At 50.4% G+C, this 13033-nt stretch carries 6 protein-coding genes; 4 read left to right on the top strand and 2 right to left on the bottom strand.

The window, feature by feature from the left end; genetic code table 11:
* The first annotated feature begins 198 nt into the window (after window positions 1-198).
* From NBH07_RS20520 to NBH07_RS20505, 4 genes are all read left to right on the top strand, one after another.
* The gene (locus NBH07_RS20520; RefSeq protein WP_008781179.1) at window positions 199-1644 is read left to right on the top strand and encodes a transglutaminase domain-containing protein; all 1446 of its coding nucleotides are present in this window, start codon (window positions 199-201) and stop codon (window positions 1642-1644) included.
* Window positions 1645-1684: 40 nt separating this feature from the next.
* The gene (locus NBH07_RS20515; RefSeq protein ID WP_034528120.1) at window positions 1685-6655 is read left to right on the top strand and encodes a C10 family peptidase; all 4971 of its coding nucleotides are present in this window, start codon (window positions 1685-1687) and stop codon (window positions 6653-6655) included.
* Between the two features lie 292 nt (window positions 6656-6947).
* A complete protein-coding gene (locus NBH07_RS20510) occupies window positions 6948-7358 on the top strand; it encodes a hypothetical protein (protein WP_122128818.1) in 411 nt (136 codons plus the stop codon).
* Window positions 7359-7502: 144 nt separating this feature from the next.
* Window positions 7503-7703, top strand: coding sequence for a hypothetical protein (locus NBH07_RS20505; RefSeq protein ID WP_034528123.1), 201 nt, complete (start codon window positions 7503-7505; stop codon window positions 7701-7703).
* Between the two features lie 359 nt (window positions 7704-8062).
* Here NBH07_RS20505 and NBH07_RS20500 read toward each other — a convergent pair whose 3' ends face one another.
* Both NBH07_RS20500 and NBH07_RS20495 read right to left on the bottom strand, forming a co-directional pair.
* A complete protein-coding gene (locus tag NBH07_RS20500) occupies window positions 8063-9694 on the bottom strand; it encodes a SusD/RagB family nutrient-binding outer membrane lipoprotein (protein WP_122128820.1) in 1632 nt (543 codons plus the stop codon).
* A gap of 24 nt (window positions 9695-9718) precedes the next feature.
* Window positions 9719-12937: a SusC/RagA family TonB-linked outer membrane protein gene (locus NBH07_RS20495; RefSeq protein ID WP_009274903.1), complete on the bottom strand. Its 3219-nt coding sequence runs from the start codon at window positions 12935-12937 to the stop codon at window positions 9719-9721.
* Between the last annotated feature and the right edge of the window lie 96 nt (window positions 12938-13033).

The following is a 13033-nucleotide window of genomic DNA, read 5'->3' as shown; positions in this document are numbered from 1 at the left end:
GCACTGTCTTTGGCGTTTCTTTTCGACTGTCCGAGTGACAGCGACATGAAACATCTGAGAGGGTTCGTAACTTCTGTATTTGGGTATCGTAAATATCGAAATGTTCGGTTTATCGGAAATAAATAACAGAATAGAGGTTTATGTATATATACCAATGAATAAATGTTAAAACCATATGTACCTTTAATTGTATAGCTTATGAGATATCTGCTACTTACCGCTGCATTGGCGATGAACATGCAAGCGATGCTTGCGCAAAGCTCTTACCAAGTAAAGAACAGTGTCACGCTGAGAAACGAGGATTGTGATTTGACAAAGATGAGCGTGATCTTACCCGTTCCTGTCAGTAATATCTATCAAGACGTAGTCGGGCTCAAGGGATCCTCGGGTACGGTTCTCGATTTGGATGCCTCGAACCGATATTTGAGAGACATAAAGACGGACGGACAGCCGTCCTCCGGCGAATCGTATACGTTAAGCGAGGAGTTCTCAGTCACGCTCTATCCTATGTACATCGATATGGCACAATTCACCACGCTCTATCCGTATGATACTGAATCCGCTATCTATAAGCGATATACCGCGGATAAGGGGGGATATATCGATACGAGCAATCCGACGATCCGCTCCGTGTCAGACAGGCTTTGGGGCGAGTCCGGCGGCGAGATCTTGGATTACGCTCGCTTGTGCTACGAGTACGTGGCGGCGAATTTTAAGTATCTGTATACAGACACCGGGATAAACCCGATAGCGACTATCCTTTCTGACGGGGGAGGTGATTGCGGTAACCTTGCTTCCATATTTGTCAATCTGATGAGAGCTAAAAAGATACCGGCTAAACATATCGTTACGGTAAGACCCGACGGGTCTCATCACGTCTGGGCGGATTTCTATCTGGAGCGGTACGGTTGGATACCCGTGGACGTGAACGCAAGGCTGGTCGATCCTCGGGGGAATTATTTCGGCTATTGCCGGGGGGATGGTATCATCATGTCGGAAGACATCTGCCATGAGGCGGAGTTCTTGCCCGGAGAGAAATTCGAGGGGGTAATCCTCCAGACTTTCTGGTATTGGTACTGGTACAGGAATGCCAGTGGGACTGTCGAAGCAGAGCATGCGCTTCGAGGGCGGCAAACCGGCCGGGTGTCGATACCCGTTATCGAGGAGACCCGCTACGACAGAGCCACCTTGAGCTGGAACCTGTTCCCGGGCGCTACCGGATATCGCTCCAAGGTCTATGAGAAGGCTACCGGACGTTTGACCGACGTGGTAGACGTGCCCGCGGACGCCTCCTCCATGCCGTTGGACGGGTTGGATCCCGAGACGGAATATGGAATTGTCTTTACGCCTTTGCGGATGGTGGGAAATATAGAGACGAGCATGGGAACGTATGACCTGGCTCTCAAGACAGCCGCAGTCCCGACCGCCAACGGGGAGATCCCGATGGCAAAGGCCGCTACCGTATGGGGAAAAGACGGTCGTTTGAGCGTACACTTGGCCAGCCCCTCGAAAGTCTATATCAGCGCTTTTGACGGCAGGCTGCTACAGGCGGTCGCGCTTCCGGCGGGAGATACGAGCTTGGCTTTATCCGCAGGACGTTATATCATCCGCGTGGGAAATGAGGTATTCAAGGTCGCCTTATAACAAAGAGTTTGATACTTATCCACTTTTAATTTATACACGTATGAGAAAACAATTTTTACTAATGTTGGTCCTCTGCCTTACGGCCTCGCTGACGTGGGCGGAACGGATCGACGTGGCCACGGCCCGCAAGGTTGCGGGGAGCGTGGCGCAAAGAGAGGGCGTGACCAGTGGCCTGCGCTCGGCAAGTGATTTATCGTTGGTGTACGCCGCCGCCCCCGGGCAAAGCGGCTCGGCCCTGCGTAGCGGTACGATGGAAGGCTCGGCCGACTACTTCGTGTTCAACTTCCCCGGCGAGAAGGGGTTCGCTATCGTGGCGGGTGACGACCGGGTACGCCCCGTCCTAGGCTACTCCGACAAGGGTAGTTTCGACCCCGACAAACTGCCGGAGAACCTTCGCGGGATGTTGGCCTATTACCAAGACCAGATCACGTGGGCGAACGACAAGGGCATCGAGGCCACCCCGGACATCGCCGCCGAGTGGAACCAACTGATGAGCGGCACGGCGCTGCGGGCGGCCGGGGAAAAGGTGTTGTTGGAAACGGCCAACTGGAGCCAAGGCGAACCGTATAACCGGCAAACACCGACTATTAAAGGTAAACATACGGTGACCGGCTGCGTGGCTACCGCTATGGGTATCATCATGAAATATCATGAGTATCCGATACGGGCGGTGAATCCTCCGGAATATAATTATTATTCGATTGACGGGTATTATAGCGGACATAAACTTTCATACGGAGATTATGACTGGGGGAATATGCTTTCTTCTTATAAAGGCGGTGGTTATAATGATGCGCAGGCTGATGCTGTAGCCGAGCTTCTTTACCATTGCGGAGCAAATGTAGAGATGAACTACAGTGTCAGCGCAAGTGGGACGCAGACTTCCCGTGTGGCGCTAGCGTTATCCGAGGTGTTTGGTTATAGTCCCTCTATCCGGTATCTTCAGAAAGAGGCTTACCGTTGGGATGAGTGGAAAGACATGTTGCGTAAAGAGCTGGATCTGGGTTATCCGATGATCTATGACGGTCAAAGCAGTAGTGGTGGACATGCATTTGTTTGCGACGGATACAGCGAGGATGGAACGTTCCATATCAATTGGGGTTGGGATGGATATTCTAACGGTTACTTCGTGCTTTCCACCTTGGATGCAGAGGGGGATGGCAATGGATATAGCGATGGACAGGCGGTCTTGTTGGAGATTCGCCCCGAGCAAAGCGGGGAGGAATATTTTATCAGGCCTTACCTGATACGGGCGAATTATAGTAAGTCCGGGAATAATGCGAGTGTCAGTTTCGACATGAAATACTACGCCTTGAAAGATCATGTGTTCTATTTGGAGTTGGGCGTGATAGGTCAGGATGGTGCGATCGTACAAAAACCAACGGATCCTTTGGCGAGGAATTTTCAAGCATACGTTGGAGGTTGGCGGGAGTATACCGGTTATTCTGCCACGATGACTCTGTCGTCCGATTTGTCGGACGGGCAACGTATCGCTTTGCTCTGCTCTGCCGATGGTTCCAATTGGGAAGTGATGCGTGCCTTGGAGACTATCCCTACCGGAATTGACAACAATGGCGTGATCGATCCCGTTCCGGACGATCCGAATGATCCGGAGCAACCGATGAACGCTGATATCAATTGGAATGGTTTCGATAAGGAATTCCTGTCTGTTTCTGGATTGGATAACACTAAATATAATTATTCTAATACGCAGGGTATCAGTTATTCTTTGACAAACGCGAAGGATAATGTCATCATCCGTTATACCTTGAAAGGATATACGGACTGGGTCGGTAAACTGGATATTTATACCGGAGAAGATTATACCCTCGCTGGAGCGAATAAAGGTGACAAGGTAACGATTGACGCGAACGGCTCGTTTGAGGTATCTGTCCTTCTAAAACAGATTAAAAACGGAGCCTATGTCAATTATTTGAAAGTGTTATCCGACAAGGCCGGAGAGCTTACTTACGATATACAAGTATTCTCTGAGTCCGATCGGAATAAGCCTGCGTTTGAGAGATCCGGTAACAAGATGCTATTTTTGGACAACATGACAGGGACTTTTGACAAGATCCCGATCCGCGGAACTGTCAATCAGGAGATCCCGTTTGCCATCCGTTTTACGGATGTGGCAAGAGCACTCTCCGGAAAACCGTTGAAGCTCTCGATGTCTATACAAGGAGCGAAGGAAGGCCAAATACAATTATTTGACGCTCAGGGTAAGGAGATCCTGCTGGAGGCAGCTAGTGGAAATGACTCTTATTTGTCTACAACAGAGAATATCTCGATTGGAACGTTGGCAGAGAATACGCCTTATTCTTTCAAACTCAAGAGTCATACGTTATTCCAAGAATCTAATGCGCCCTATTTGTATATAACTCCATATGTGGATGACAAAGAGGTTCCCTGCCTTCCTGATGTCCCAAAGATCATCATCGACCCGACTACAGTCAAAACCTATACCGTCACGCTTAACTCGTCCAGCTTGAAGTTGGCAAATACCCAAAACGTGATAGAGGAAGGCAAAAAGTTCACGGGCCAGCTGCTCTGCGACAAAGCGGGCTATCGCCTGCCGGCATCCATCAAGGTTACGATGGGCGGCACGGAGTTGGTAGCCGGTACGGGCTATACCTATGATAGCTCGAATGGCTGGATCCATATCCCGGCCGTCATCGGCGATGTGGTGATCACCGCCAATGCCGAGCCTATCCCGGCCGTCACTTATATGATCAAAGCGAGTGAGCTGATCGGGGCTACATCCGATATTCCGGAAGGAGGTCTATCCGTTAAAGAGAACTCGGAATGTACGATCAAGCTGACCGCGAAGCCAGGTTATCTGATCAAGAAAACAGATGTTATCATTAAGACGGACAAGACGCTCCAGGAAGGTGAAGACTATACCTATACGGAGGCGGCCGATTATAAGAGCGGCACGGTGAAGATACATGCTGTTACCGCGGATATGGAATTATTTGTCTATGCCGATCCTGAGCCGAATAGCTTTACGATCACCGGTAAGCTGACGAACCTGACCGCTGATAAGGACATCGTGAAAGGCGTACCGGTAAAAGAGAACGAAACTTTCGAGTTCACGCTGAAGCCCGCTACGGATTACCGCTTGCCGGAGGATATCACGGTGACTCCATCTACGATTAAGTACACGTACGATTCGAAGACGGGTAAAGTAGTTATCGAGAAGGTAACTGAAAATATTACCATCACGGCAACCGCTATCGACGACCATCACTTCAACGTGATCTTGAAGCCGGGCGAGGGTGTCGTGGCGACTCCGAACGCGATCGAGCAGCTATTTACGGTTGGCGAGAAGGCCGCGTTCAACGTGGTGTTCGCCGCCGCCGAGGGATATACCTACGATGGCTCTATCGCGGTGAAGATGGGCGATAAGACACTTACCGCCGGTACGGACTATACCTATGAGAAGCAAACCGGAGCGTTCGCCTTGTTGAAGGGGATCGACGCTACCCTGACGATCTCTACCCCCAAGGGCGTGAAGAAGCAGTACACTGTTAAGGTGACCGCTACGAGCCTTACCCCGATGGATGTGCCAGAAAACGTTGCCCATGGAGATCCGTTATCGTTCAATCTGGTGCCGGACGAGGGCTACGACCTGCCGGAGGCTATCGTGGTGAAGATGGGCGGAAAGGCACTCGCCGCCGCTACGGATTACACTTATAACAAGGCTACCGGCGAGGTTTCCATCGCCAAGGTGACCGAAAACGTAGAGGTAACAGCCGTTGCCGTGGCGAAGACTTACGAGGTGAAACTTAACTTGACGAACCTAACCTCCGACTTTGTGTCCGGAACGAAGGTGACTCATGGCAAGTCGTTAGACATCCAATTGACCGCTCCCGCAGATTATAAGTTGCCGCAAGCCGTTACCGTACTGATGAACGGCAAACCCGCCGAGCATACGTATCAGAATGGCAAGATCTCTATCACCAAGGTCTTAGGCCCGATCGAGATCACGGCGAAAGCTAATAAGCTCTATCCCGTGACGGAAAACGCAGAGGGCGTGACGATCGAGGGCACGGAGAATGTGGAGGAAGGCGAGACCTTCACCGCTGAGCTGGAACCCAACACCGGCTACCACTTGCCATATGCGATCAGTGTCGTTATGAATGGTCGCCTGTTGAGTGCCGGGGAGTATTCTTATGATAATGTTTCCGGCAAGATCGAGATACCGAACGTGAGCGGTCCGCTTTCTATCTCTGTCAAGGGTGTTAAAGAGGGTCACTTCGAGGTAGTGCTTAACCTCGTGAACCTCTCCTCCGAACCCGCTTCCTTTGAGCCGCAGGCCAAGGATGCGAAGATCGAGCTGACCTTGAAGCCAAGCTCCGGCTACGAGCTCCCTAGCGGCATTACCGTGAAAATGGGCAACGCACCCCTTGCCACCGGAACGGATTACGCTTATGATCGTTCCACCGGTAAGTTCACGCTGGAGAAGATCACCGGTACGCTGGTGATCACGGCGAACGGATCCCGTATCCCCGAACCCGAACCGGAACCCGAGCCAACCCCGACTACCTATACCGTGACGCTTCCGGTCGTGGAGGGGGCTACGATCTCCGCCTCTGGGTCCACTACCGTTACGGAGGGTAGTAGCCTCTCCTTCACCGTAGAGGTGAAAGCAGGCTATAACGCCGACAATATGGTAGTAAAGGCCAACGGTACGACACTTACGGCCGACGCGAACGGTCGCTATACGGTCGCTAACATCCGTAGCAACGTGGTAGTAACCGTAACCGGTATCGTGAAGGGCGACGATCCGACCGCCAACGAGGAGATCGAGGCCGGTGAGTTGCGTGTATGGGCTTCCGGCAGCCGCCTGTTCATCCGGACACCGGAGGCTGAGCGGGCTTATGTCGTAACCTTCGACGGTCGTGTGTACAAGACCCTGTCCTTGTCCGCAGGCGAGTACTCGGAGCAGATGCCGCAAGGTTCCTACATTATCCAGATAGGTAAACAATCCTATAAACTGAACTTCTAGACACTAAACACAAAGCGGGGGTGTTCCATTTTGCGTTTTGGGACACCCTCAAACCTTCAGGAGGTGTGGCGAATACCGGTATATACCGGCTTGCCACATCTCCTTCTTTTCTATCATCGGAGGGCACTTCCGCTTCTCTCTGTATTCTATCATAGAGATAGTTCTGTTAATTCATTTTCGTTTATGGGGGTGAGCATGAATCGTCTACCATTTTCATCGATTAGGATCACACCGCCTTTTGTCTGCCAAATCAAAGAATAATTTACATATCTTTGCGCCAAAGGTGATTGGAATGAATGTATTTTCTGCTTTTGATACAGGCGTTATGGTGGCTCTCTTACTGGGCATTGAGTTTCTTAGAAGTGATATCCGAACGATTCTCTATTGTAAAATGAATGATCCCAGGATTCTTAAGAGTTGCTTATATACGCTGCTTATATTATTGACCAGCCTTTATTCTATTGTGGCCGGAGCCATGCTTCATCCGGAGCCCATACCTGTTTATGAATTGATACCCGGTTTTCAAATGGGAGTTTATGGTTTTTCTTTTTCGTTTATATTGCTCGCTGTTGCATGTATTTATCGTAGAACATTACCTTTTGTCCTTTTGGGGTACGCTATGATATATGTAATCGGTGTATTGATACCATTACTTAGGTATGTAGTGTCTATGATGGATTATTTCATTCGTACAAGGGTATAGCAGGTTAATTTCTTGATTGTATCGGATTGCCCTTTTTATGGGCTGCCTCCCCCGGCTTCTTTCCTCCGATCCGAGTCCGGCTTTTTGCTCGGCAAAGGTTTTAGGATTCCGCAAATGGCAAGTTACAGCCATATCCTTTACTGTATGGAAAATAACGCTGAAGAAGTGTTGCCATTGCAGGTTACACCGATTGCTAGTGCATATAATGCTAAAGTAAGGGAAAAAGAACTTGTTTTCCGCATTGACCGTCTGCTAGAAGAACTTGCTTCGTTGAAAGAAGCTCTCCTCCTGAAAGGCAAGTGTTCTTGCTTTCTTGTCCTCATAGCTAAAGATTTTAATTCATAATGTTTTTTGTAGTTTCATAAAAATGCTTTTTCGAGAACAAGTACCTGTTTCGATTGAATAGTAAGATAATCATACCAAAATTCAGTGTACATTATTCTATGTAACTAAACAGGCTAACCGAGTAGACAAAGAGGGGATAAGATGATTGCTCATTCTTATCCCCTCATGCCATCAGTTATTCAAAATAGTCCCAATCAATGTACTTCTATTGTAATGACTGACCTTATACGCACAACTTAATGTGTCAAGCAATAATACAGCTTTTTTTAGCTTTACAATTGCAATTTGCAACTACTTAGAGTAGTCATTTTAGTTTTGACATCCTCTTTCTTGTTATCTGCGGTGAGCGGTAGGACAGTTTATTTCGCCACGTCCCACCATATGCGAGAACTGAAGTGATCGCCACCGGACAGACGGCTAACAGCTGCCTCGTAATTAGCCGCATTGTCTTGCGACTCTTTTGATGGGTAGCGGAAACGACGGGGGATCTCGCCATTCGTATCTGCGTTAGGATACGGATTGGCCGGGTCATAGGTCGATTTTAATTCCGGATAGCCGGAACGACGCCAGTTAGCAAAGGTCTCATATTCATCACAGAAACAGTTGATCCAATATTGTGTGTTGATCTGTTCCAACGCTTTCGATGCATTGAACGGGTTCTCCGTCAAATAGCGGTCGATCGCGGCCTGCGTCAGATACTGATTGTACAGTGCCGTGCCGTTGGGGAACTGTGCGAACTGCCGCATGGCAGCGCGTACGCCGTTCTCGTAGTAAGCCTGCGCGCTCCCGTCTACCCAGCCGCGTACGGCAGCCTCGGCCAGCAACAATTGTGTCTGGGCATAGGTGCAGACGAACGTCGGGCCCGTCGGGTCGGAATAGGTATAACGGTTTATCGTGGAATAACGACTCCTGTACGTGCTGCGGTAATCCTCGTCCTTGAACTCGGGGTATTTGTTTCCTACGAACCACGGGCTATCGGGGCTGTCGGAGAAACCGCTAGGCAAGCCTTTCTGGACGGCCGGATCGGAATTGCCATATTGGAAGTCGCTACCCGCCTGCACTGAGATGGTCGGATCCTCGCACACCGTACCGATCAACGGCAGGCGCGGATCGTTAGTACTTTTCAGCAGATCCACGAAATACTCGGTCAGGAAGAAGTTGCCGCGATCCTCGTGCGAGTAGATCTTGGCGTATGGCTCGGAGGAGTCGTTCGTTGTCAGGCCACCCGCATGCATCAGCATGCAGTTGTCCGCATCCGACTCAAATACCCCGTTGGCTACCGCGGTCTTCACCCATTGCTCCGCCGCGGCCGGGTCTACCTTCGACATACGCATCGCCACGCGCAGCATCAGTGAGTTGGCAAACTTCCGCCACTTCGAGGCATCGCCTTGGTAGAAGTTGTCCGCCGATTTCATCGCTGCCGCCGATGCACCGTTCAAGGCGGCCTGTGCCTCGTTCAATTCCTTCAACAAATCCATATAGATAGATTGTTGCGTGTCATACTCCGGGAAGGAATACAACTCCGGCTGTACCGCCTGCGAGTAGGGGATATCCCCGTAAAGGTCGGTCATGCGGTGCATGCCGTAGGCGAGCATGATACGGGCGATTTGGTAATCGGTCTGCCGTGACGGATCCTCTTTCCAAGCCTCCACCGCATTTTTCATGTCGCGGAGCGCCCCGCGCGTGTCACCGTTGTAGATTTCCCAATACGCACCTGAGTAGCCGTCGTTCCAAGTGTAATTCGCATTACCCAACCAATTGAACGATGCGGTATGGCTCATCCATTGAGCCGCATAGATACAACCGTTTCGCCATACGTCCCAATCAGATCCTAACATCTGATGCTGACCGTTGGTGAACAATAACTCGGTCGGGATATTCTCCGAATTCAGGTGCTCCGGGTCCATATTCACATCCCCGAAATCGCTGCAACCCGTTCCCCCGATCATGGCCGCGGCGGCGCACGTCATATATACTAAATACTTTTTCATACTATTATACTTCTTCAAACGTGATTAGAATTTGACATTGACATTGAAACCGACATTTCTCGTGGCCGGATAACCGTTCAACTCCAAGCCCTGTCCGTTCGTATTGTTGTAAGCTGACTCGGGATCGATGTTATCGGTATGCTTCAAGATAGTCCATAGGTTACGTCCCACCAACGAGACGCTCAAGCCCTTCACCACCTTCATCTTGTTCAAGACAGACTGCGGGAAGGTATAGCCGAGCGACAACTCACGCAACTTGATGAAGCTGGCATTGTAGACGAACTCCTCGGCGATATTATTGTTGACGATCCCCTTGTGATAATCCTGCGCGTTTACCGCCACGTTGTTCTCTCCAAGGATCTTTCCATTGTCATCTATCATGACACCGGCACCGATAAAGCCACTGCCTCCCGGGTTATCGACCGTACGGCCAAGCAACGTACCCTTGTGCAGACCCTCGCTGTAGAGCGAGTAGTTCGTGCCGGAGAAGAGGCTTGCGCCTGCCTTGTAGTCAATCAAGAACGACAAGGAGAAATCGCGGAATCTCAACGTGTTGCTCCATCCTCCGGTATATTTGTAGACACCGTTGCCTAGGTTCTGCAACTCGTCGGTCGCTTGCGGGATACCGTTCTTATGGATGATCCGGCCTTGCTCGTCACGGGCGTATTTGTAGCCCACCAACATACCGTAAGGCTGGCCTACGATGTTGCGGACGGTCACGTTGCCCGAGCGTGCGGAGGCTCCGTCGATAGACAGGGACTCTACGCCTCCCAGGTATTTCACCTCACTATCGTTGTATGCGAAGTTGAAGGTCGTCTCCCATGAGAAGTTCTTCGTATGCACCGGTGTCGCATTCACCATGAACTCGAAACCTTGGTTCCGGATCTCGCCCACGTTCATGTATTTCGATCCGAACCCGGACGCGCTGGACGTGGTGACAACAGCGATATCGTCTGTCGTGTTCTTGTTGTAGTACGCCATATCGAACGATAGGCGGTTGCTCATAAACGCTAGGTTCAAGCCCACCTCGTACTCCTTGATGCTGACCGGTTTCAAGTCTGGATTCGCAAATTGGTTACTGTTTGCCGTACCTCCGGTCTGTCCGTTGATCTGGAAATTCTGAACCTTATACACCATCAAGGTCTTGTATGGATCTGTACCATTGGAGGAGCTTGCCCACGAGCCGCGGATCTTACCGAAATCGAACCAATCCGGCATATTGTCACGGAAGGTATCGGAGAATACCCACGAGAGCGTCACGGACGGATAGAAATAGCTGTTGCTATCCGGGTTCAAGGTGGAGAACCAGTCGTTACGTCCCGTCAGGTTCAAGAACACTTGGTTCTTCCATCCGAAGTCCGCCGTAGCGTATATGGAGTTCACCCGGTATTCCGAATAGTCCTTCTTCGATCGTTTATCGCTGAGATTATTTACAGACCACAGTCCATCGACGATAAACGGACGGCCTCCATCCGTCGTATAGAACATCTTGTTGATCGTACGCTGACGGTTACCGCCCAACGTGGCGCCAACCGACCAGTCGCCCCACTCCTTATTGAACCCGATCAAGTAGTTCAAGTTCATCTCGGAGAAGCTACGGGAGTATTCCGTCATCCAGCCTTGTGGATCCGCAGCAGCTCCAGTCGGCTGTATCTGTTTGAACTCCAAATTGTAACCATCGCGTTGAACGGCACCTTGCACATACAACCAATCCGTGATGTCGTATTTCAAGGTCATTGATCCCGTCAAGCGGTTCTTCTGCATATCGTTGGTTTTCCGATACTGCAACCAGTAGGGGTTGTTGAAATATACATTGCGGTTACCATTACCGTTCATTTCCGAGCCGTCCTCAAAGGAACCCCAAGGAGCGTTCGCCGAGCCTCTTTCCAACCAACGTACATCGAACGAGTTCGCCAAGTGCAGCAAGGTAGCGTTGGTATTACCGTTGCCATCGGACAGGTTCGAACGGCCTTTCGACTTCTCAAACACATAGTTGGCGTTTACGATCAAGTGCAGGTTCTTCAAGATATCATACGTCGTATTCATATTGATACCTTGCTGGCTGTTACTAGAGTTCGGTAACTGTCCCTTCTCTGCTACGTTGGATACGCCGAAGCGGTAGGTGATCTTGTCTCCCGCGCCGCTGAGCGAGGCGGAAGTTGAGTTGTTGATACCCGTGCGGTAGAAATTCGGCCAATTGTCGATATACTCGTAAGGCACCTCATTTCCCAGGAAGTTGGTCGCCGTACCACCTAAAACGTCTCCCCAGCTACTAGTCTGCGTGGTCTCAGCTCCCGCTACGGAGGTAGGACGTACGCCATAATCACCCTGCCCGAACACATTTTGAAAGTCTCGGTAGTCGTAGATCATGTTAAAAGTCAAGTTGTTGTTGAACTCGATGTTCACAGGCTTACCTTTCTTTCCGGACTTGGTCGTGATCAAGATCGCACCGTTACCACCGCGGTATCCGTACAATGCGGATGCGGCGGCACCTTTTAACACCTGTATGCTCTCGATATCGTCCGGGTTGATGTTACTCAATCCATCACCCATATCTATACCGCCCCATGTGCCGGCCGATCCTAAGTTCTGGTTACTGAAGGGCACGCCATCCACCACGTATAGCGGCATATTATTACCTGTCAGGGAGGCGTTTCCGCGGATGATCACACGGGAGGAACCACCCGTACCGGTCGAGTTACCGCCTACGCTAACACCGGCCACCTTACCGGAAAGGGCGTTACCTAGGTTCGGGTCACGGGCCATCGTAAAGTCCTCGCCACCCACTTGCGTCGTGGAGTAACCCAACGAGCGGCTTTGGCGTTTTATACCCAATGCGGTGACTACCACCTCATCGATCTTCTGCGTGTCCTCCGTCAGTTTCACTTGCAAGCCCGTCTGCCCGCTCGCCGTGATCTCCTGTGTCGCATAACCGATATAACTGATCTCGATTACCGCCCCATTGGGAATCTCCAAAGAAAAGTTTCCGTCTAGATCCGTAATCACGCCGTTTGTCGTACCTTTTTGGATCACGTTCGCACCGATTACGGGAATACCCGCTTCGTCTACGACCGTACCTGTCACCTTCTTGTCCTGCTGTACGCCCATCACCTCATCAACCGTGCCTACGGAAGCAGGAACGGCCATCGCCGCGTTTACAGAAAAAGCGGAAAGCAACAAACAGAACGCCGAGGTTTTAGCTATCCATTGAAGGGATAATAGCTTAGATTCATTCTTTGTCATCTTGCTTTTGTTTTAAAATTAAGTTTAAGTTTAGATTGATTACATTTATTCCTGTAATGTTATATCACAATATGAACATGGTTCCAGCGGAACTAA

Source organism: Parabacteroides sp. B2-S-102, from assembly GCF_023656665.1.
GTDB classification, from domain to species: Bacteria; Bacteroidota; Bacteroidia; order Bacteroidales; family Tannerellaceae; genus Parabacteroides; species Parabacteroides distasonis.
The sequence above is the reverse complement of the archived record's forward strand: the minus strand, read 5'-3'. Positions and strand labels throughout refer to the sequence as shown.